Source organism: Bacillus cereus group sp. MYBK108-1 (genome assembly GCF_051917185.1).
Classification (GTDB): Bacteria; Bacillota; Bacilli; order Bacillales; family Bacillaceae_G; genus Bacillus_A; species Bacillus_A cereus.
Genome location: NZ_JBQAHZ010000024.1, coordinates 15,330 through 36,348, shown reverse-complemented (window position 1 = coordinate 36,348; position 21,019 = coordinate 15,330). Strand labels below are relative to the sequence as shown.

Below are 21,019 nucleotides of genomic sequence, written 5' to 3'. Positions count from 1 at the left end.
TTGGTTTTTCCTAAGGAATCCTGTAATAAAAAAGGATCCTAGATATAGGATCCTAAATAGAAATTGTATCTTCCTAAAAATGTGATTAAACTTTCACTTCTTTAGAAAAATCCTGCATATGAAGTATGTAGTTTCTAGCACTTTCTTCTAATTTTTCATCTGATAAGTTATTGTGTTCTGCACCATATACAGCAAAAGTCGGTAAGAACTTCATTCCAGTATAAAGGCATGAAGCCTGATAAGGTTTTAATAATTCACTCAATGTATACTCGTTTGCTGCACCTGCTTGATATTCCTTCTCTGCTACACCAGCAGAAATTGCTAGGCCAAACTCTTTTCCTTGAAGCTTATCTCCTTTAGAACCATATGCAAATCCGTATTCTAAAACATCATCAAACCATTTTTTTAATAATGGCGGAGAGCTGTACCAATAGAATGGGAACTGAAAAATATAACGATCATGTTCTAATAATAGATTTTGTTCATATTCAATATCAAAACTCCAATCTGGATAACGTTTATATATTTCATGTACAGTAAATTCTTCTGGGTGCTTTTTAATCTCCTCAAGCCAGCGTTTATTTACTCGAGATTCTTCAATATTTGGATGTGCAATGATTACAAGTGTTTTCATGAAATTTCCCCTTTTCAAAAAATAATAAATAATAAAAAATATCAATACTATTTTTATATTCAGTAATATTGATATCATGTAATATATACTAATCTTTAAAGTACATACTTTAAAGTACGCACTTTAAAGTGCTATAGGAACCTTAAAGTGCTATAGGAACCTTGAAGTTCCTATAAAAATAGAGGAGGCTTAGTTTTTTATTTAATTTCAAAAACATTATAGACTTAATACTAGTAAAAGGAGCGATTTTATGAAAGAATATAATTTTCCTATTGAGGCAACTCTTGATGTTGTAGGTGGTAAATGGAAAGTAGTATTATTATGTATTTTACTAAATGGAAAAAAGAGAACCAGTGAAATTAAACGTGCTATGCCAAGCATTACCCAAAAAATGCTGACACAACAATTAAGAGAATTAGAATCAGATGGAATTATTAAACGTACTGTTCATAGTCAGGTACCGCCAAAAGTAGAGTATTCTTTAAGCGAGTATGGACAAACTTTAACTGCTGTACTTGATTGTATGTGTGAATGGGGACAATACCATATACAAAAGCAATTAGAAGGTAGTAATGTTAAATAATCTCCATATTAATTTTAATAGCATTCATAATATAAAACCATTGTAGAATCTAAAATGAAAATTCTGATTTCGTTGACTTTTCTAATTTCGTGAATATAATTAAGTTGTCATATATGGTCTATACATCTTTTTTCCAATAACTTGATAACACTTGGTTGAAGAGAATGTTCTATCAACCAGGATTTCTTCTTTAAAATTGTTTAGGTTAGAAGATTATTAATACAAGAAAAGAATATATGATAAATTTATTTAAGGGCGGAGAGGGGATTTTATTGATGAACGTGAAAGAAAAAATGCGATTGGGCGAAATATATTGTGGATTTGATAGTGAATTAGTCAAGGCAAGAGAAAATGCAAAGAAAATTACAAGATTATATAATGCAACAACTGATGAAGAACGTGACTATCGTGAACTACTGATTAAGAAACTTCTTGGAAAGAATGGTTCAAATACGTTTATAGAGCCAAATTTCCGTTGTGAATTTGGTTACAATATTGAGGTTGGTGATAATTTCTTTGCAAATTTTGATTGCATTATCTTAGATTGTGGTAAAGTCGCAATTGGAGATAATGTGTGGCTTGGACCAAGAGTACAGATTTATTCTGTAAACCATGTTAAAGAACCACAGGCTAGAAGAGAAGGATATGAAATTGCAGCACCTGTAAACATTGCTGATAATGTTTGGGTTGGAGGAAATACAGTAATAAATATGGGGGTTTCTATTGGGGAAAATAGTATTATTGGATCGGGAAGTGTTGTCACAAAAGACATACCACCTAACGTAGTTGCAGTAGGAAACCCTTGTCGAGTTATAAAAACAATAGATTAATTATCTATTTTAAAATTAACGTGAAATATCAAGTGGAAATTATTTCCTTTAAACTTAATATTAAACTGTAAAGATAAATCACCCGTAGTAAGTTAGAAAATTTAAAATACGGGTGATTTTTTTGTTTTAAATTTAAAATATTATAATGAAAATACTTGCGCTCTAGATAGTTTGAAATACAATATTAGGTTCATTAATATCTTCTAAATAATTTGTACCAATCTCACACATTTGAAATAAAATAGCTTCTAACTCATATCCCTTAGATGTAAGAGAGTACTCTACTTTCATTGGTACCTGTTGATATATTTTCCTCCTAATTAACCTACTCTGTTCCAACTCGCGTAGCTGTTTTGTCAGCATTTTTGAAGTTATTCCAGGTAGTAAAGATTTTAATTCACTAAAACGCTTCTTTTCAGAAATTAAGTAAAATAATATTAACATCTTCCATTTACCAGTAATCATATCAGATAGTAATTCTAATCCACAGTTGTAAGTTACTTCTTTCAAATGCATCACCTCGATTGATATATGAAAAGATATAATTTTACGAAAATATATCTTTTCTATAAAAAATTTTATCATATATAGGTAAAGTATAAAATAACAAAAAATCTATCTTTTTACAGTTGGGGTATTGTCACATTGCCATCAAGCTAATATTTTGAAGCATCCTCAAAAACATTGTCCATTTTCATCTGGAGATGTCAATTTTATTGTTTTGGGGTATTTGCTTTTCTTAGGTTGATGGGCATATATGGTGACCCCTAATATACATGTTACTCCAACCACTTTAAGAAACCGTTTTATATTAAACGCTCTTCGTGATGGAATAGATCCGATTCGATTCGATTCAAATTAATGTTAGGCATAAAAAGTCTCAAATCTTTATATCCTTAAATCAATTTTTTTAATGAATTAGTAAGTAAAAATAAAATTCAAAAAACGAATAATCTTTATTGGTCATAATCCCTAAATTCACTAAATTACGAACTATAACCATTCCAAATATCCAGGAAAACAGGTACTAAGTCCGAACAATGGAATTGAATAGCCGTAAGTACTAAAAAGAGAATTTACGAAAAAAGAAAGATATTATTTCCCTTGTTTGATTCTTTATAGTTAAAATTCTTTCCACCCCATAAATAGTGTAGTGTAATCATAGAGATATATTTTATATTTATATTATTAAAATCACAAAAGTTTGCGGTGGAAAAACAATAATTGAAAAAATTGAATCCTATTCAAATGTAGGATTTGGCGTAGTCTTATACACGCCATGTGATCTTGGTTCAAAAGTAGGGGAAGAGAAAAATTTAAATCCTCAAGCGAGACAAAATGTTGTTTTTGAGCATGAATTTTTAATAGGGAAAATAGGCAGAGAAAATGTGGCTACATTAGTGAAAGATACAGTTGAAACACCAAATGATGTATCTGGAGTGGTGTATATTTCAATGGGATCTGAGGGGAGTTAGGAGCTTCAACTTGCAAGAGAATTAAAAAGTTCCGGTTATGATATTGATTTGAATAATCATTAAAATTCTAATTTATTATTAAAATACTTTCTGAAAAAAAGCTTTTCATATTCTTCTATAACAGTTTTTTTAGGCTTATCTAATGCAATTGTATTCAAAGGCGCTAAATACTTAAAAATCTAAGTATAGGCTCCTTATAGTTCATCTTTATTACAACTAGTAAAACACCAACCATAATTACTAGAATTTCAAACAAATTGATTAACAATTTGTTTAATAATTGCTATAACAATTAATAGCAGCTAGTATATTTTTAAACAGTGTGTATAAACTAATAAAGACAGGATGCGTCAACATCCTGTCCAAGTAACTGCTACCGCAAGGTGATTGGTTACTAAAATTAAATTATCTTTTTTTAGAACCGCTCTTTCGCTTGCAGGCATTTTTAGGGGGCGGTTCTTTTACGTTTACTGCCGAGTTTTTTGACTAGCTTATTTGCATAAGCTGTAAAAAATCTATGTAAAGTCACCTCCATTCTCCTTTAAATAAGAGAAAGGATAGCAACTCAACCGCCCTCACAATATACAATTACTTATTTAAGTTTACTATTTTTATCCCCCTTATCATCTACTAATTTATCTATTTTAGTAAGTCTTATTTTTTTACACTTTTACACTTGTGTAAAAGTGTATTATCTTATTAGAGCTTCTTATACCTAGCTTAAAAGGTGGTCTTCTATGAATCATAAGGAAAAACAACAATCTACTAAAATAGAGGAATACAGCAGGAAAGAACTAGTAAAACTAAACGAACTCGTATTGTATCAGCAAAAAATAACGATGGTAGCATTCAATTATACTGCTTACCTTTAGAACTTGAATATTGGGTTCTTTCTTGTATGAAAGCTGCTTCAGCAGGAAAAAATCCATTTCCATGCAAAGTTGCTTTTGGAATTATAGACACAAAATTTTATGTTGAATTCAAGTAAAATAAAAACACGTTTAGCAGGTTAAAAAGAAGGGGCTACTCAATTTGAGCAGCCCCTTCTTTTACATCACATGTAACTATTTAACGAATTACAAACCACATAATTTTCTTCAGCAAATTCAATCAAGTAGTTCTCTGTTATCTTTTTCTCACCTTTAAAAGTCAATTTTTGTTCAATAGAATCATAATCAACAGAAGAATAATTTATAGCATTTCGCATTCTATTAAATACAGATATTATGAAAATAAATTTCTCCTTCTGATAGATCTTCAAAGATTCTTTTTTTATCAAACAAATCCAACCTATAAAAATTTAAAGAACATAGATTTTAGCACCGGAAACAGAAATTACAAGGGAAACTTCAGAACCAACTCTTAATTTTTCAAGACCAACAAATTGTGATTTGTCAAAAGTCCCAGCTATAGACTTTGGCTGATTTTCCGGAATAAAAATCCCTTTAGGGAACGCCTCCATATAAATCTTTCCACCTGTTTCCCTCACCTTTTGTACTACATATGTACCAGTTGTAATACCAGGACTATTTATTTGATTTAAAGAATGACTCTTAGAATTTTCAGCAGCTTTGAATGAAATGGATGCATAAGTTACCTCTCCATTATTAGCTTTCGTTTCCTGTGCCGCAAATGCATTCCCTGTAGCAGAGAATAATAAACCTGTTACTAAAATACCACTAGTTATTTTTTTAAACATGGAAAATCCTCCTTTTTTGGTAAGTATTTTACATAAATAAAGATACCATATTTTTCTATTTTTTATAATATTATAATTTATTTATAAATATTTAAATGAATATTCAATTAATTAATCGTAATCACCTTAAAACTATGATTTTAAAGGGAATAGTCGTTGAATTCCATCATTTTTCCGCTTTCTGAATTGTAGAAAGTAATACGCTATTAGAATATGGAGAGAAGCTTGTTGAATTAGCCGAGCGATTAAAGTTTTTAATGGTGCTACCCCATCGCCATCAAGCTTAGGTTTTGAAGAACCCCCTAAACGAAAATTTTCTTTCTCTACAGGTAGTTACTTTGAAAAGTCAGCTCTTTTTTTCGTTTTGGGGGTGAAATAAAACTTTAAGTTGATGGGCAAGTTGCCGTACCCCTCTAACGGTTATCTGGAGACATCAGAGTTTGTCCGCGTCGGGATCGAACAAATGAGTCCAAGCGAAATTTGCGTTTGTGTTTTCTCGCGTCAGTCCTTTTGTACCATTTAAAAGTGGACTCACTTCTAAATCGGAGGAGTCATAAACCATAGCTGAAGGAGGAGGGTTAAGCCAATGTCTCAACCCGGTAGCTATGTTCACAAATTGTGCATGCGGAAGGCCAAGATGTTTACGCCAAAGCGCAATCCGAAGATCACGGGCAAACATTCCTCCTGCAGCACGTTCGATAGGTTCCTCCGTAATACCCGCCATAATCTCTGTGTCATAAGTGTATCCACGATCGTCACAATTTGCAGATCCTACAGCTACGTACTCGTCGTCGATAATCCACAGTTTCGAGTGTACAAAGTCGCCGCACCAAGCTCTACGACCTGGATCCTTTGTTTCTTTCAGGCAGAACATGCGCCACTTTTTGCGCCCAGGGTCGACTTTCGCTAGGTCAGTGCGAAACTCGTTGCGTACTCCAATCAGATAGGGGAATTCGCACTTATTAATCTCATCGCTGTTTTCAAAATGATAAGAGTTGCTCATCAGGATGAGGAGGAATTTGAAATTTGGCTCCTTTAACTTTGCAACTAGCAAATCCTTTACACGGCGACTTACAAGATATTGATCTTCAACATAGATGTACTCTCGTGCATTGGTGATACCGTTCATGACAAGTTGCCAAGCAGACTGGTCAGGGCTTTTAAACTTATAAGAGTCTCCTGGTTTGAATTTCGACAGGTTGGGAAAGGTTCGTCCGATCGAAACCAGCATCCTTCTCCTATTGACTTTTCCTTCTGAATCTATATTCGTATCCATGTCTCTCGATTGTGAGGCGGCGACGCGGGAAAAATCTTGCCTAACAGCTTCCGGTGTCATTTGGAATTTAGCTGTATCTAGCGCAGGAGTTGAAGGATGGTCCATCCATCGGTCACGGAAGACGCTGAGGGCCTGTGCTGCGGAAGGACCGTTCAAGCGAATATGTACGTCATGCAATGGAGCCATCCCCCCCACGTCAACCCGTGTATTGTTCAAGTCCATTCCGCCGAGAAAAGCCACAAGACCACGATCGCCGTTGACGACTAAGAGTTTCTGGTGGTGGGCGTTTGGGCCACGATTGGGCAAATCTGCGGGAACTAGGCGATCATCCTCGAGAGCGACTCCGTTAGGCAGACTGTTGATGAAGTCAGCTATTGCTTTATTGTCGCCAGGTTTTTTCTTGAATGGCGTATTCCAAAACAAACCACGGACTTGTGCTTTCGTGTTTCTCAAATAATCCTGAAGAAGTGTGTTAGCCGGTGGGTTGCCGCCAAGTGGGTTTTTCATACGCGTCCATGGTTCGACATGCCAACCGATCAGATAGATACGATGGTCGGATGATTTTGCTGTGGCAAGAGCTTCGGCTATGTCGTCGAACGCACAGCGGCCATAGATATAGGGCACGACAATATTACCTGACGAAGGCGTGGGTGCGCTGTCAAACCATTTCAATACATTTTTGGTCAGCTTCTCCCACTTTATTCTCTCGTTAGGCCACCCAATATCGATTCCCTGATGAGGGAGTTTTGCAATCTCGACTGTGTCAGTACTACAGCTGTTTTTAAATGACTGCCCCGGCTGTATGATCTGACTTGGTGCTGGTACCATCGGCGGCCCTGGCCGTTTTGGTGGTGCTATTACGCCAGGGATGGGTTTCCCTAATGTGACAAAATCTTTATTCCTCATCTACTTCATTCCTTCGTTGTGTAATTGAGCATTGATTGCATTTGCAGCTACTCCGCAAATTGGTTAACCATCGCTAAAATAATATATACAATAATGAATAAGGCATTGAAGTTGCTGTACCGCTAATAGCACTAGTCTAGTATTTAATACCTCCTATTACTTCTTGGGTGGTTTCAAATTCAAGCGATTGAGTACTACTCTTACTTGTTGTAAAACTATGGTATTCTTGTTTTTGGAAATGAAGATTCCCACCTACGGTATATTTGTAATTTATGGATTGTAAGGGGGTCTTATACATCCGAACTTCTGGAATTTAAGCTAACTTTGTTCAAATCACGGATAGTTTAGGTTTCAGAAGACATTGAAGATTATAGAAGTGCGAAATATGAATTTAGTTTTCAATTTCCGACTTTAGCCTATTAATTTGTTTAACCATAGGAATATCGTGAAAAAGCTTTTTACCATACTCTTATTTAGTTATTACACTTTTAACATACCGCTTATTTTATCGAAAATTTTTTTAAAAAGATTTCTGGATTTTCTTCATCAATAACCATTAATTACCGATAAGAGGACTCAATACCTCGCCTCCTAATGGATTGAAATTCTATAAGCCATTTCATCACATTTAAAAGGGCGATGTCATAGAGTCATCGCCCTTTCCCTTAGATTTGCTGACCAGTCTTAGGGTCGTAGCGTACTGCCACGGCAGCTACTTGATCGGTCGGTAGTATCTCGATCCATTGGTCGAAAACCTCGTAAGGCTCAGCTGGTCGAAAGCCACCTTTCAAGGGATCAAAACCAGTTTCGAAGACCTTTTCCGAGGCTAAAGTCTTCTTGTAGTCTTTATTAGCCTCTTTGAGCTGCTTAGCGATGATTTTCAATACCTCGCCGACCTTCTTGCCCCGAAATTCCTCAGGGTCTCCCTCTTGGTAACAGTAGTCACGGCCAAGAGCAACCTCACCTTCGACCTTAGTGATCCAGTCGATGGCGGTGGCTTCCTGTCCGGGCCGGATCGGCAGGATCGCCTTCGCCCACGCGGCGTTTAGAAACTCATTCCGGCGCTCATCGCCGTCAATCTGAATCAGCCATCCTAGCGAACTGCCCATCGGTGCTGGCTGGGTTTGCTCGGTGATGAGATAGTTTACTCGCCACTCGGATGCGGGAGGCTCCTGCCCAACACTCGTACCTTGAATAGTGGTAGTCATGATACCAGCAGCACCAGTTGAACCAGGAGAGTAAGTTGCGTCAGTCATGGGTCCAGTAGAAGTAGCTGTGAATGTAACGGTTACACCCTTACCGCTAGTTGTCCATCCAGAGAAAGATGTTCCCCTAATCAAAGTTGCAACATCAGTAGCTGTCAATTGAACGGATGGGTCAATAGCCACATTTTGAGTCACACCATTAAGAGTAACTGTTATGTCACCAACAGTAGTAGGAGCCGAATTAATGGTTAAGCATGCTACCTCTACAGAGTTCATTGCCTTATACTCGTCCGCCCTAGAGTACCACCCCGCTACGGTCTGACCCGCAAGCGGCAGTGTCTTGGTCCCAGCTACTGGCTCCTCCTCTGGGGGCACAGGGTACCTACCGACACTGTTTTTTGTGGGTGGTGGAGAGCACAACGGGCCGGGCCGCCAGAAGTCAGGGGCGACGAAGTATAGCATCTCGTCCACATCGAAAAACTGTTGAATCTGCTCTGATTCCAGGTAAGGAAGCTGCTGAGGATTCTGCGGATAATGACCGAGTTCCCCCAACCTTCGGATAAGACTCCGAAATACCGATCGACGTTCTTCACTGCGCAGATCCTCGGGAGAACGAGTGCGCATTGAACTAATTAGCTGAAGTCTTTCGCGAACAGCCTTACCATAAGCTTCGTGCTGTAGCTGTGCTACCTCCTTTTTATAAGCAGCCTCGGCTTCAGCGTTGAGCGTATTAATCTTCTGCTTGAGCGCTTCCGTCGGTTCATAGAGTAAGACAATGTCAAGAGGCAAAGACTTCCTGCCTTGGAAATTGACGAAAGTTAGCTGCACCTTGATGGTGTTCGTCGTCGGGTGGAGAGTCGGTTGCAGAAGATCAACCTGAGCGCCTTGACGGTCCACAGAAAAGACCTTGCTGAGTTCATAGTCCCGTGGAGGGGGCGGTAGCGGCTCCTCAAAGCAGAACTGGATGGTGTCGTCGATACCAGGAGAAGTTGGATTCAACCCGCGGCACGCGTTTTGTGGATGGGGTGTATACGTTAGCTTGGCATCCTCATCTGTCCCCGGCTTAGGTTTAAACGGCACGTTAAAGCGGAAGGTCACTTGTTTGGGCTCCGGATCTGGCAATTTCTCGGGTTTTTTGATTGCAGTAAGGTCCGGGCCTTCGACCACATGAACCATGTCCCCGAGTCCAAGGTCCTTGCCAGGGTCTCCAATGTACAACTGCCAGCACAACCTTGTACCGACATGCTGTAGTTGAACACCGACCTTGCGCATTTTGCGACGCATTTCGTAATTAACTAGCTCAGTAGTAGAGTTCTGCAGGATATAGCGGCGGCTAGAGATGTCCGTGGCCTCAGTAACGGTCTTGAAACTAGTCCTGAAGTTCCTTTTAATCTCGCTGGTAACCTTGGCGGTCTGTGTCCGGGTACGTTTATGCATTGTCTCCGAGGCCCGTTTGACGGTGTTTTGGGTACTGAAACTTGCGCTCGCGTCTGCATGGTAAATCGGTGTGCTCACGCCACCGGTAGCGCTGACACCAAGTTTGGTGTCATTGGAGTTTTCCTCCTTAATGGCGTCAGCGACATCGTCCTGATTCGTGAGGCTTTCCTCCGTCTTACGGGAAATTTCCTCTGACAGCTCGGCCACCTTCTCTACCAGCGTGCGTCGGGTACTGGTCTCTACGACCTCCACAGTACCGCCGGGGCTGACCCAAATGTGACCCGCAGGCTTACCGAGGAAGGTATCGAACTCGAAGAAGTACTCTCGGAAGAGGTTCACCAATCCAACCGGGGATAGCACGCCGGTTGGTTCGGTTTCGTAACGCTCCACTAACGCGGCCAGTACCTTGTCTTTCAAGGTACGAGCGCTGTCCCCCTTGAACTGCTCGGAACTCAGCTCTCCAAACACAGACTCAGGATGCACTGCGGCAGCCGACAGACCGCATTGCAAACCAATCAACCCAGCAAGTGGCTGGTAGACACCGAAGAGCTCACTGGCGTACGGCAGGGTGCCCACGAAGTCGTGTACGGGCCGACCTGTGTACGCCGGTGCACCGGCAGCAGGCAGGGGCAGGTTCTGTGTATTGTTAGGCGTACCGGTTGGCGTAGCAGCGAAGGGTACAGATACCCAATGTTCGCCAGGAGAATACTTGAAAAGGGACACCTGGCCGGAAGACGTGCGGGCTGGGGCAACGAAATTGATGGTCAAACTGCCGTCATCGATTACCGTACCACCTACGTACTGGCGGTCATTTTCAGGATCCGGGGTGACGAATGTCCCTTTCAGTATATTCACATCAGGGAAGAAGCTCGGGTCTTGCACATTAATGTTACTCGGAAGCGCGAAAGCCCACCGCTGCCCTTGCTTTATCTCTCCAGATCCGCCGCCAGGGGTAGTAGTGATATTGTATGTCCAAATCTTATAAGCGGAACTAGTCCCTGGGATTGGTGACGTACCGACGTATGTTACCAAAACTGCCATTAGAACTCCTCCTTACATATTATTATTAATAGATTCTAATCAATTAATAGCATGCTTCCTTGAACATAAAATATTCTAAAAAATATTACCATCCTTTAGTAAAGAGATTATTTCCTGTTATGAGGCTATAAATTAGTAGTTTGAAGGGCACTTAAAAAAATTAAGAGAATCACTCGCTGATGTAGCCCAATCTGAATAAAAAGAGTGGCAATTATTGCCCTCCATGCCTGACGTTCCAAAACCATAAAGTGTCCCACGCAGGTGACTTTGAACATCAGCTTACGAGCACATATCTACTCTTTCTTTAATCGGTGCCTTTTCATAAAAAAACCTCCACATGTAGTATGTAAGGAGATTATCTCATGGGTTATTTACAAATAGTAGGTGGGGAATATTTGACGCTTACAATTAAAATATTTATTTTTTTATTACGAATGACACATTATCTATTTGATAAATTATTAAATAAAATGAATTCATCATGGGGTAGCACCACACATCCATCAACTTAAGGACTTGGACTATTCTTGAAGTTAAAAGCACGTTACCATTCTCTTATATTAATGAGAAAGGGTGACGTGCTTTTTATGAATATGCATCAAAAACAAGAGTTATCTTTATTTGCCGAAGAGTTATATCGATATATGTCTCCCGCTACACTTAATCAATTGGCTATAGAAGCAGGCGGCATGAAACGAAAACGTAAATGCCATGGGCATCATTTTTTATCTTTGTGTGTATGGTTAAATCAACAGGTCGCTACTACCTCTCTTACTCAACTTTGTAGTCAATTAGAAACTTCAACAGGAGTTTTATTAAGTCCGGAGGGACTTAATCGACGATTTAATTCGGCTTCTGTAGCCTTCTTTCGAACTGTATTTACTACACTTCTACAAGCTAAAATTGGAGGATTATCTAAGATTTCTCATTCTCTTTCTGCTTACTTTGAGCGCATTTGTATCCTTGATTCTACAACCTTTCAAGTTCCAGATCGATTCGCGGCTACTTATCCTGGTGCCGGAGGATGCAGTCATAAAGCTGGTGTAAAAATTCAACTAGAGTATGACTTATTGAGTGGAGAATTTTCTGATGTGAAAATTGAACCAGGAAAACGGAGTGATCAGGCGTATGGTGCGACTCGAACAGGTATGATACAAAAGAATGAACTATATATTCGTGACCTAGGATATTTTCGTTTACAAGACTTTAAGTCTATCCAAGATAAGCAAGGATATTATTTATCACGCCTTAAATTACCAACTAAAATATATAGAAAAGAATTCGAAACAGTGGTATTTAAAACAAAACCCGCTCAATTGAGACCAGTATATATACAAGTTTATCTGGAAGATATCATGAAAGAATTACAACCTGGCCAATTGTATGAGTTACATGATGTATATGTAGGGAGTAAAGACAAGCTTCCTACTCGTATTGTGGTTTATAGATGTACGGAGGAGCAAACACAGAAACGCCTACGCGATCGAGCGATTCGCGAAAAGAAAAAAGGGATTACATATACAGATCGTACGAAGCTTTTACAAGGAATTACGGTATATATGACAAACATTCCTTCGGAATGGGTATCAAAAGAGAAAATCTATGATTTATATTCACTGCGTTGGCAAATTGAGCTGTTATTTAAAATATGGAAATCTTGGTTTCAAATTCATCGTTGTAAAACTATAAAACAAGAGCGGCTAGAATGTCACCTTTATGGACAACTCATTAGTATCCTATTATGTTCTTCTACTATGTTTAAAATGAGAGAACTCCTGTTACGTAAGAAACAGAAAGAGCTAAGTGAATATAAAGCGATGTACATGATTAAAGATTATTTCTTACTGTTTCATCAAGCATTACAAAAAAACACCCAAGAATTATCAAAGATTCTCCTTCGTCTGTTTAACCTCCTACAGCGAAACGGACGAAAATCCCACAGATATGAGAAAAAACGGTCTTTGATATTTTGGGTGTTGTTTATGAGTATACCACTTCCATTCATCAGGTAGCATAATTATAGTGAAAAAATTGTAACCCGTCAGGGTTTATTTGATATGCCTACTTTTAGGATATCTATAAAAAATAATGAAAAACTACATGGAAAGATCCGCCTTTGTATAAACATATACCTTAAGTTGATGGATGTGTGGTGCTACCCCTATAAGAACTATTAATGCGTTATTGAAATTAAAATACCTAATTACTGCAATCGTTAGGCAATCACATAAATAACTGGTACACTTACAGAATTACCTGCTTGTCGGTACAATTGTGTGTCTGACTTTACTTCCTTTGCACAATCAAACGTCCAACTCAGAAACCCCTGGAGCGCTCAGCACTCTTTGGGTGTAAGCCGCCTAACTCTAAAATCCTTTGTTACTACTGCCTAATTACAAGATGTATCTAACGTCTGGGCAACACCTTTTCCTACTCTCCCTCTTCTAGTAGCTTCTTTAATACGAATTTTATAGTTCTTCATAATTAATATACTTTCCATGATGAAAGGTAGAGCATCCCAAATCTTATGTATTTTATTGTGAAACAAATGAATGGAGTGAAAGCTTCAGGGGTATTAAGGAAATAAAACATATTAATATGAATAGAGATGCAAGTGGTCTTTGTAAAACGTTCAGTGGTACAGTTCAAGCAAATTTAGAAGGTCCTAACAGAATTTTCTATATTGTTAATGGTGATTTTCATAATAATGGTACAACTACTTTTGATGGTAATGTATCTATTACTGTAGGGACGCATGGAAGTGTAGGTTTTAGTGCGTCTTATGCGACGAGTCACTATAAATATACTTATAAAGAAGGAAATGTGTATTTTTAAGTTGATAAATTTTTAAAAAGTCGATTACTTCTTAATTACATGTTAGGTTCATTATACATGCTAATTTAATGGGGGTGATCTCTCTGCAACCTAAATATATTCTGTTCATTCAAATCCTAATAGGAATTCTAATAATCATGGCACCAATTATTATTACTGGTGAATTATATGATGTTTCAAAGACTATGGGTGATTTGCTAGTTGCTGAATTAATTATAAGAACACTTTCTTTCGTAACAGGACTTGTAGTAATTAGTAAGGCGTTTGAAAAGTATTCTAAATAGTTATTAGTGCGTTATTTTCTAGCAATTTATAAAAAAGGGGTATTCATATTGAGTAGCCCTTTTTACTATTTTTCACAAAAATAAGTACACCCACTAATGAATGTACTCACTTCCAAAATTTCCACCAGGTTTTCTTTTGTGCTGCCGCTATTTCTTCCTGGGCTGATACAATAGTACGTTTTGCATCTTGAATCTCTCTGACCATCTTCATAAGATTATCATCCCTTAGCTCCAACCTCTTTTCTATCCTTTCTTCACGTTCTTTACGATCTCTCATATCTTCCTCAATTAATGTATTCCGCTGATCTATACGATCACTTAATCTCTTTTCCATTTCTATTAGATTTGCTTGCTGCACCTTATTAATTTCTTCTACCATAGCGCTATATTGTTGTTGAAATTGATATTGCATTTGATAAGGGACTGGATCAGTATCTTGGGATTCTTCTTTCTTATTAGCGATTCCAAACTGCTTTGCAATCATTTTCGCAGCTTTTTCTAAAGTCATACCATCTTGCTTACTCAACTCTACTAACTGTTCAATAAGTACAATATCAAATTCTGTATATTCCCTTCTCCCTCGACTATTTTTTCTTACATCATACCCTTCACGTTCAAGGACATCCGAATACTTTCTAAGTGTACTGCCACTTACCCCTAAACGACTATAGACCTCACTGCTGGTATATACTACTTCTACTTCTGACATAGCGCTACACCACCTCCTATAAGCAAAGTTCCATATCCAGGGTTTAATACCTCTTAAAATCCATCGACGAAGCTCGCACAGTCTTTGCTAGGTTTTGTCGGAATAGGTAGATTGGAAATCACACGAAATCATTCGTGATATTATTTGTTTCAAAAAAATCATATTTTTTTAAAATTACTCTTAAAAAACAGGGAAAGAATTCTTATAATACGCAACGTAGGCTTCTGTTGTGCTAGTTATAAAAAAGGAGGATATTTTAACTATGAAAAAAACAAAGGGAAGAAAGAAAAAATTAGATGTAAAGATTCGTTTTTGGGGATTCAAGCTTTTCGTTAAATATTCTGCTTAACAAAATATTTATATTCAAATTTTATTTATAAAACCTCTTCATAAGAGAACGTGAGTTCGTGTATAATAAGAACAAACGTTCTTTTATTTTGGGAGGAATCACGATGTATGACTATTCAATCCTACCGAATAGAATCATCTTATGTGTTGATTTACGCAGCTTTTATGCTTCAGTGAGTTGCATCAAAATGGGACTCGATCCCATGCATACAAAGTTGGCTGTAGTCGGCGATGTAAATAGAAATGGTTCAATTGTTCTTGCAGCAACAGCCCCATTAAAAGCGTTGGGCGTAAAGAAGATGGCAAGGCTATACGAGATTCCTCGTCGTAAAGATATTCTAGTTGTAAATCCAATTATGGGAACTTATATTAAATGCTCCAACTACATAACAAAACTAGCTTTACAATACGTTCCTATTGAGGATTTTCACCAATACAGCATCGATGAATTTTTTATGGATATTACCGATAGCATTCATTTATTTGCCAACGATCCTTACGAATTCGCTATGAATTTCAAGCGTGAAATATATAATCATACACGAGTTGAATGTACAATTGGAATCGCTCCTAATCCACTCATGAGTAAGGTTGCTTTAGACATTGAAGCTAAGAAGAACAAGGACGGAATTGCTCTTTGGAAGTATGAAGATGTCCCTACGAAGTTATGGAGCATACGACCGCTTAATAAGTTTTGGGGCATTTCGTACAAAACAGAAGAAAAGTTGAATCGAAAAGGAATACATTGTATCGGAGATTTAGCCAATTATCCTCTTAAATATTTAAAACAGAGTTTCGGCAAGATTGGGGAGGAATTGCACTTACATAGCAACGGCATTGACTTCAGCCGTATTTCGGAGAAGTACGTTCCTGCTACAACTTCTATTGGAAAAAGCCAAATTCTAATGCGTGACTATACAATAGAGGAATTCCCGATTGTTCTACTGGAACACATTGAAGAAGTCTGTTATCGCCTTAGAAGACAAAACAAACTTGCTCAAACCGTTCATTTTTCTGTTGGTTATAGCAAGAGTTATAACGGTGGTATTAGAAAAACACATACTTTAAGTCGTCCAACTAACTTAACAATGGATATTTATAAAATTTGTACATACTTTTTACATCAACAATACACTGGCGAACCCATTCGCAGCATAAACATTTCTCTAACGAATCTAATTCGAGAAGGGGAGGAACAAATTTCTCTTTTCGATAATGTCACGCAACGAGAACAAGAAGTAAAGCTGACAAAAGTAATGGATGAAATACGCACAAAGTTTGGAAAGAACAGTATTTTGCGGGGGATTTCCTACACGCATAGCGCTACAGCTAGATACAGAAACACACTAATAGGAGGCCACAAATCGTGAACAATGCTAATATGCCAAAAGGAAGAAAAATGGTCAAATGGACTCCGTTCGCCGCATTGACATCTCAATTTGACGGAATACGTGAAATGATTAAGGAACAAAACAAGGTAACCCGTCCGATCTTAACAACTGAAGAAAAAGAAAGAATTGAAAACATGCTATTATGTTCCTTAGTATCTGAAGAAGAAATATTGATTACATATTATGAGGACGGTTATTTGCTCTCTAGTTATATGACCGTTGTAGATATTGACCCGTCAAATAGCGCTATTGTATGTACAGATGCTTTTTATAACAAGATGAAACTGCAATTCTCTAATATAATAGATGTTAAATAGCATAAATTGATGTTATCAAGTTTAGATTATTTAAAGGAGTGTAAAAATGCAGGGGAATCAGACAAGAAAGACCGCAGTAGGAGCAATTATTCATAATGATATAAATAACTATCCCTTACTTAATATACCTATGATTATTAATGAGAAAGACGGAATGATTTACGAAGTGTTTAGCGCAGGTTTTCATGCTAATGGTGCAATGGCAATAGTAACAACGGACGGTTTTTCTACAAATAGGGTGAATACACCAATCGTAACCGTAAAAAACAATGATAGTAATTTTCAAGCGTACCGTTTACCTTTAGAGCTGGAATATTGGGTACTTTCTTGTATGCAATCTGCTTCAGCAGGAAAAAAACCATTTCCATGTAAAGTTGCTTTTGGAATTGTCGGTGCAAATTATTATGTAGAATTCAAATAAACAAGGAATAAACCATTTCACATAAACTTTAAGAGCCTTGCTATATTTCTGTAGTAAGGCTCTTAAAAGATTTTATTTCCTTACATTACATCTTCACTTAATAAAACATTTTGTTTCTTATTAAATTCAAGCATCCTAAAAGATAAAAACTATCTAAATTACCATACAGACTAAATCCTAATAAAAAAAGAAGAATACTAGTTAACTTAACATTTTTGAATTAAAATTAATACATATAGAAAATTAGGAGGATAAAAATGACGGGAGTAGTAGATTTTTTTAAGAATTATGGACCTATCATTGCTTTTCTTATGAGTATAATAGCGGTTGGGTCAAGTTTGTTTTACTTTTTAAAGAATAGAAAGCAAAAAAAGTTAGAGTACGTTATCATTAATAAAACGCCATTATTTAATCAATTACATAGCAAAATGAAGATATTTTTTAATGATCAACAAATTAAAGAAGATGCTTGTTTATCTATTTTAACTATCGAAAACATTGGTAATGAAGCAATCAAAGAAGAAGAATTCGAAAAGAGCAAACCTTTGAAAATCAATTTATTAAGAAGCGATGGCATGCCAGCTAGTATATTTGATGTAGAAATATACAGGTCTAATCCTTTAGATTTTAATGTTGAATTTGATTGCTTTAGTTCAGAAGGTACATTATCCATGAAACCAATACTATTCAATCCGAAGGACTATGTTTCTTTGAAACTTATATCTACTGAATTCGAACATATTAGCATATCTGGAAGAATTATTGGTGGAAGCGTTGTAAACGGTAAAAAGAGAAGAAAAAGAAAGGCTCTTCAAACTAAATTTATAACATATGGAGGAGCAACTTTAATTGCTATGCTCGGCGCGATTACAAATAGAATTTTCGATCAAACATACATGGTAATCATTTCTGGTATCATTGTAGTTACCATAGGATTTATAGTGTATTCTACTTTAGGACTAGATAAAGTGGAAGACAGGGGATAAAAATTAATATTAACTTATAATAAAGTTTGTTCTCTGATTTCAGAAAAAAAGACCCTATTTAGGGTCTTTTCTTAACTTAATAGGAAATATTTGATTAGAGTACGTACCACTAGCATCGTAATATGTACCCCAGCACTGAATAAACAAGTCTTCAGACTAAATCTTGTCCATTTTTCCCACTCAAGTGAGGTATTGTTTCCAAGCTTGAGTGAAATCCTAGATTTATTTAGATCATCCCTCTTGTTCTTTACCTTCCTTTCTCTCATTCTGCTAAAATTCTTACTTGGTTTGCTAGTTTTTTTCTTTCTCATTGTAATCACCCCACATATTTTTTGAACATTATTTGAATGTCTAAATATGATAAGCAGTTCATACCTGTAAAATTCACACTTATCATATTTACCCTGTACTAGAACGTTCTATTATTGAGCCGTTGAAAAGTAGTTTAAAATGAAAGAACTAAATTCTAGAAGAGTTTGAAAACAAATAGCATTCAATGTGTATTTGGATTATCTGATACAAAGTCATTTCACACTGCTAAGAAAGGTAAACCTTTTTTAGCAGTGTGAACTCTATTAAATTTATTGCTTCAAAAGGTTTTAAACCTAACTTTTGAAGCGCTAAATAATTAATTACACCTTTTGAAGTATTTTTGTTATAATTTTAGTAGAAACAATTTGAAAGGGATGTCTATTTATTTTGAATACAAGAAAATTCGGATATATAAGGGTCAGTAGCAAGGATCAAAATGAGGATCGTCAGATTGAAGCAATGAAAAAACTCATCACTGACGAACGAGATATTTTTGTCGATAAACAGAGTGGAAGAGATTTTAACCGAGAACACTACCAACTTCTAAAACGCATGTTAAGAAAAGATGATATTTTATATATTCATTCCCTGGATTGCTTCGGAAGAAATAAAGAAGCTATCCTTCAGGAGTGGAAAGATATTACCCAAAACATACAAGCTCATATTGTCGTATTAGATATGCCACTTTTAGATACAACTCAATATAAAGATAGTTTAGGAACTCTCATTACTGATTTGGTACTTCAAATTTTATCGTGGCTTGCTGAAGAGGAACGGACAAAAATAAAAACTCGCCAACGTGAAGGCATTGACGCTGCAAAGAAAAAAGGAAAACATTTAGGAAGACCCAGAACCGAAATAACTCCAGAATTTATTGATGCATATAACGATTGGAAACATGGGAAGATCACAGCGCTATACGCTATGAAAAAGTGCAATATGACAAGCCCTACATTTTATAGAGTAGTCAAAAGATATAAAGAGAGGGGAAATAAAAATCAGTAACATTACAGAAAAAAAAACAGACACAATCCAAGGATTTTCTTCTTACTTATTAAATAAAGGACGAAAACCCTCTACAATCAAGCGATATATTTACGATGTTGAGAGCTACATTCAATGGCTACAACAATCTGAACGACTCTCTGAAGACATTAGTTGGGAATCTCTATGTAAAAAGGATTTCGAAGCATTCTTTACGTACTTAATAGAAGAACGTCAATATTCTGACAAGACGGTACATCGTATTTACATCGTTCTTAATAGGCTGTACGAATATTTAGATTTACCTAGCCCCATTGAAAGTGTTATTCACATATCTCCACCTAATCGTGCATTACGTACTGAAGATTTTATTTCTCTACAGGAAGAGGAACGTCTAAAGCAAGTATCTGCATCATTAGAAGGATTGACAGAAAAACAAAGAACTACCCGTCCTATGATTTTAGAGCGAAATCTTTCTATTATAATCTTGCTCCTAGACTACGGATTATCTCTACATGAGCTTGTCGCTTTACGAATGAAACATGTGCATTTCGAGAATAATACATTATCTATTCCGGAAGATACAAAAATCAATCGTACAATCCAGTTAAAAGAAGAGGATAAATTACACTTATATCATTACTATAAAACTATTCCTGAACCAGTACGCCCTAGATATCACAGCGATGATCCACTCTTTGTTGCTTTTCATTTTATGCTCGGTACTTACCTTTGGAGTTATGACGATGATGCACCAAAATTTCTAACGGAAATCTCCGTTCAAAAAATGATTCGTTTAGAGGTAAAGCGGGCAAATTTGAGGAAAGGGATTTCTGCACAACATTTTCGAAATACCTTTATTTTAAAAATGATTCAACAGCAATGCACAGCTGAACACATTGTGAAGCAAGTAGGATTTAAAACTTACGTATCCTTAAAAAGGTACTATACATACTATGAAAACTCTAATGAGAACAAGTGTGAAGAAACTGCACTTAATATATAAAATTTATATACCTACAGATTTTCTGGGTGAGATGTGGTGTTAAGGTAAAGAAAAATGAGGGGACATATTTTATACACGAATATATCTTGCTAGACAGGACTACCAAATCAATAAAAATCGAATCGTAACGTTCATTAAGGACAGAAATGCAAGTATTAGGCATAACGGTTAGTGACATTTTTCAAATTTAAATGATAGAAATTAAGCCGAATCAAAAGTAACATGGCACCATAGCATTTTATTAATATTAATGAATTGAATTGCTATAATTTTAGCTCTAGCATAGCGCTATGTTGTCACTTTAACAAAGACAATTGTGTTATAATATTTACTGAACATA

At 36.6% G+C, this 21,019-nt stretch carries 19 protein-coding genes and 3 pseudogenes; 15 read left to right on the top strand and 7 right to left on the bottom strand.

Annotated features, from left to right (window positions below; translation table 11 throughout):
* Window positions 1-85 precede the first annotated feature (85 nt).
* On the bottom strand, window positions 86-634 hold the full coding sequence (locus ACTFSL_RS24705) for an NAD(P)H-dependent oxidoreductase (protein ID WP_063539146.1): 549 nt from the start codon (window positions 632-634) through the stop codon (window positions 86-88).
* A gap of 250 nt (window positions 635-884) precedes the next feature.
* Here ACTFSL_RS24705 and ACTFSL_RS24700 point away from each other — a divergent pair, with 250 nt between their 5' ends.
* The gene (locus tag ACTFSL_RS24700; protein WP_063539148.1) at window positions 885-1,217 is read left to right on the top strand and encodes a winged helix-turn-helix transcriptional regulator; all 333 of its coding nucleotides are present in this window, start codon (window positions 885-887) and stop codon (window positions 1,215-1,217) included.
* Between the two features lie 275 nt (window positions 1,218-1,492).
* Window positions 1,493-2,047 carry a sugar O-acetyltransferase gene (locus tag ACTFSL_RS24695; protein ID WP_063539150.1) on the top strand — a complete coding sequence of 185 codons (555 nt, stop codon included), beginning with the start codon at window positions 1,493-1,495 and terminating at the stop codon, window positions 2,045-2,047.
* 162 nt (window positions 2,048-2,209) lie between these two features.
* On the opposite strand, the gene ACTFSL_RS24690 is transcribed toward ACTFSL_RS24695, so the two are convergent.
* On the bottom strand, window positions 2,210-2,563 hold the full coding sequence (locus tag ACTFSL_RS24690; protein ID WP_088338647.1) for a winged helix-turn-helix transcriptional regulator: 354 nt from the start codon (window positions 2,561-2,563) through the stop codon (window positions 2,210-2,212).
* 253 nt (window positions 2,564-2,816) lie between these two features.
* Here ACTFSL_RS24690 and ACTFSL_RS24685 point away from each other — a divergent pair.
* The 3 genes and pseudogenes from ACTFSL_RS24685 to ACTFSL_RS24675 all read left to right on the top strand — a co-directional run.
* Window positions 2,817-2,947: pseudogene (locus ACTFSL_RS24685) on the top strand (tyrosine-type recombinase/integrase); the annotation flags it as partial.
* Between the two features lie 269 nt (window positions 2,948-3,216).
* Window positions 3,217-3,522: a TIR domain-containing protein gene (locus tag ACTFSL_RS24680; protein WP_440042576.1), complete on the top strand. Its 306-nt coding sequence runs from the start codon at window positions 3,217-3,219 to the stop codon at window positions 3,520-3,522.
* Between the two features lie 737 nt (window positions 3,523-4,259).
* Window positions 4,260-4,394, top strand: coding sequence for a hypothetical protein (locus ACTFSL_RS24675; RefSeq protein ID WP_256942748.1), 135 nt, complete (start codon window positions 4,260-4,262; stop codon window positions 4,392-4,394).
* A 428-nt stretch (window positions 4,395-4,822) separates the two neighbouring features.
* On the opposite strand, the gene ACTFSL_RS24670 is transcribed toward ACTFSL_RS24675, so the two are convergent.
* From ACTFSL_RS24670 to ACTFSL_RS24660, 3 genes are all read right to left on the bottom strand, one after another.
* A complete protein-coding gene (locus ACTFSL_RS24670) occupies window positions 4,823-5,221 on the bottom strand; it encodes a hypothetical protein (RefSeq protein ID WP_088338644.1) in 399 nt (132 codons plus the stop codon).
* Between the two features lie 433 nt (window positions 5,222-5,654).
* Window positions 5,655-7,403, bottom strand: a complete 1,749-nt coding sequence (locus ACTFSL_RS24665; protein ID WP_440042558.1) for a phospholipase D-like domain-containing protein — start codon at window positions 7,401-7,403, stop codon at window positions 5,655-5,657.
* A 665-nt stretch (window positions 7,404-8,068) separates the two neighbouring features.
* On the bottom strand, window positions 8,069-11,086 hold the full coding sequence (locus ACTFSL_RS24660) for a hypothetical protein (RefSeq protein ID WP_440042557.1): 3,018 nt from the start codon (window positions 11,084-11,086) through the stop codon (window positions 8,069-8,071).
* 362 nt (window positions 11,087-11,448) lie between these two features.
* On the opposite strand from ACTFSL_RS24660, the gene ACTFSL_RS24655 reads away from it, so the two are divergent.
* Together ACTFSL_RS24655 and ACTFSL_RS24650 are read left to right on the top strand one after the other, a co-directional pair.
* A complete protein-coding gene (locus ACTFSL_RS24655; protein WP_440042556.1) occupies window positions 11,449-11,598 on the top strand; it encodes a hypothetical protein in 150 nt (49 codons plus the stop codon).
* A 75-nt stretch (window positions 11,599-11,673) separates the two neighbouring features.
* Window positions 11,674-13,103, top strand: a pseudogene (locus ACTFSL_RS24650) (IS4 family transposase).
* 198 nt (window positions 13,104-13,301) lie between these two features.
* Here ACTFSL_RS24650 and ACTFSL_RS24645 read toward each other — a convergent pair.
* Window positions 13,302-13,568 (bottom strand): annotated as a pseudogene (locus tag ACTFSL_RS24645) (DNA cytosine methyltransferase).
* A 116-nt stretch (window positions 13,569-13,684) separates the two neighbouring features.
* Here ACTFSL_RS24645 and ACTFSL_RS24640 point away from each other — a divergent pair.
* Window positions 13,685-13,921, top strand: coding sequence for a hypothetical protein (locus ACTFSL_RS24640; protein ID WP_440042554.1), 237 nt, complete (start codon window positions 13,685-13,687; stop codon window positions 13,919-13,921).
* A 68-nt stretch (window positions 13,922-13,989) separates the two neighbouring features.
* The gene (locus ACTFSL_RS24635; protein ID WP_332285172.1) at window positions 13,990-14,205 is read left to right on the top strand and encodes a hypothetical protein; all 216 of its coding nucleotides are present in this window, start codon (window positions 13,990-13,992) and stop codon (window positions 14,203-14,205) included.
* A 106-nt stretch (window positions 14,206-14,311) separates the two neighbouring features.
* Here ACTFSL_RS24635 and ACTFSL_RS24630 read toward each other — a convergent pair whose 3' ends face one another.
* The gene (locus ACTFSL_RS24630) at window positions 14,312-14,914 is read right to left on the bottom strand and encodes a DUF3967 domain-containing protein (RefSeq protein ID WP_113304574.1); all 603 of its coding nucleotides are present in this window, start codon (window positions 14,912-14,914) and stop codon (window positions 14,312-14,314) included.
* Between the two features lie 452 nt (window positions 14,915-15,366).
* Here ACTFSL_RS24630 and ACTFSL_RS24625 point away from each other — a divergent pair, with 452 nt between their 5' ends.
* The 6 genes from ACTFSL_RS24625 to ACTFSL_RS24600 all read left to right on the top strand — a co-directional run bounded on the left by ACTFSL_RS24625 (window position 15,367) and on the right by ACTFSL_RS24600 (window position 20,679).
* The gene (locus tag ACTFSL_RS24625) at window positions 15,367-16,632 is read left to right on the top strand and encodes a Y-family DNA polymerase (protein WP_440042552.1); all 1,266 of its coding nucleotides are present in this window, start codon (window positions 15,367-15,369) and stop codon (window positions 16,630-16,632) included.
* Complete coding sequence (locus tag ACTFSL_RS24620) at window positions 16,629-16,970, top strand: YolD-like family protein (protein ID WP_440042551.1); 342 nt, start codon at window positions 16,629-16,631, stop codon at window positions 16,968-16,970. The genes ACTFSL_RS24625 and ACTFSL_RS24620 overlap by 4 nt, the downstream gene beginning before the upstream one ends.
* A 46-nt stretch (window positions 16,971-17,016) precedes the next feature.
* Window positions 17,017-17,391, top strand: a complete 375-nt coding sequence (locus ACTFSL_RS24615; protein ID WP_440042550.1) for a hypothetical protein — start codon at window positions 17,017-17,019, stop codon at window positions 17,389-17,391.
* 257 nt (window positions 17,392-17,648) lie between these two features.
* On the top strand, window positions 17,649-18,377 hold the full coding sequence (locus ACTFSL_RS24610) for a hypothetical protein (RefSeq protein WP_440042549.1): 729 nt from the start codon (window positions 17,649-17,651) through the stop codon (window positions 18,375-18,377).
* Between the two features lie 699 nt (window positions 18,378-19,076).
* Window positions 19,077-19,694 (top strand): recombinase family protein, encoded by a 618-nt coding sequence (locus ACTFSL_RS24605; RefSeq protein WP_440042548.1) that lies wholly within the window; start codon window positions 19,077-19,079, stop codon window positions 19,692-19,694.
* Window positions 19,666-20,679, top strand: coding sequence for a tyrosine-type recombinase/integrase (locus ACTFSL_RS24600; protein ID WP_440042575.1), 1,014 nt, complete (start codon window positions 19,666-19,668; stop codon window positions 20,677-20,679). The genes ACTFSL_RS24605 and ACTFSL_RS24600 overlap by 29 nt, the downstream gene beginning before the upstream one ends.
* Window positions 20,680-21,019: the final 340 nt, after the last annotated feature.

What these genes read in the sequence shown, in the direction of transcription:
- ACTFSL_RS24705 (WP_063539146.1), bottom strand. Translation starts at nt 634, where the DNA reads ATGAAAACACTTGTAATCATTGCACATCCAAATATTGAAGAATCTCGA.
- ACTFSL_RS24700 (WP_063539148.1), top strand. Translation starts at nt 885, where the DNA reads ATGAAAGAATATAATTTTCCTATTGAGGCAACTCTTGATGTTGTAGGT.
- ACTFSL_RS24695 (WP_063539150.1), top strand. Translation starts at nt 1,493, where the DNA reads ATGAACGTGAAAGAAAAAATGCGATTGGGCGAAATATATTGTGGATTT.
- ACTFSL_RS24690 (WP_088338647.1), bottom strand. Translation starts at nt 2,563, where the DNA reads ATGCATTTGAAAGAAGTAACTTACAACTGTGGATTAGAATTACTATCT.
- ACTFSL_RS24675 (WP_256942748.1), top strand. Translation starts at nt 4,260, where the DNA reads ATGAATCATAAGGAAAAACAACAATCTACTAAAATAGAGGAATACAGC.
- ACTFSL_RS24670 (WP_088338644.1), bottom strand. Translation starts at nt 5,221, where the DNA reads ATGTTTAAAAAAATAACTAGTGGTATTTTAGTAACAGGTTTATTATTC.
- ACTFSL_RS24665 (WP_440042558.1), bottom strand. Translation starts at nt 7,403, where the DNA reads ATGAGGAATAAAGATTTTGTCACATTAGGGAAACCCATCCCTGGCGTA.
- ACTFSL_RS24660 (WP_440042557.1), bottom strand. Translation starts at nt 11,086, where the DNA reads ATGGCAGTTTTGGTAACATACGTCGGTACGTCACCAATCCCAGGGACT.
- ACTFSL_RS24655 (WP_440042556.1), top strand. Translation starts at nt 11,449, where the DNA reads ATGGGTTATTTACAAATAGTAGGTGGGGAATATTTGACGCTTACAATT.
- ACTFSL_RS24640 (WP_440042554.1), top strand. Translation starts at nt 13,685, where the DNA reads ATGAATAGAGATGCAAGTGGTCTTTGTAAAACGTTCAGTGGTACAGTT.
- ACTFSL_RS24635 (WP_332285172.1), top strand. Translation starts at nt 13,990, where the DNA reads ATGGGGGTGATCTCTCTGCAACCTAAATATATTCTGTTCATTCAAATC.
- ACTFSL_RS24630 (WP_113304574.1), bottom strand. Translation starts at nt 14,914, where the DNA reads ATGTCAGAAGTAGAAGTAGTATATACCAGCAGTGAGGTCTATAGTCGT.
- ACTFSL_RS24625 (WP_440042552.1), top strand. Translation starts at nt 15,367, where the DNA reads ATGTATGACTATTCAATCCTACCGAATAGAATCATCTTATGTGTTGAT.
- ACTFSL_RS24615 (WP_440042550.1), top strand. Translation starts at nt 17,017, where the DNA reads ATGCAGGGGAATCAGACAAGAAAGACCGCAGTAGGAGCAATTATTCAT.
- ACTFSL_RS24610 (WP_440042549.1), top strand. Translation starts at nt 17,649, where the DNA reads ATGACGGGAGTAGTAGATTTTTTTAAGAATTATGGACCTATCATTGCT.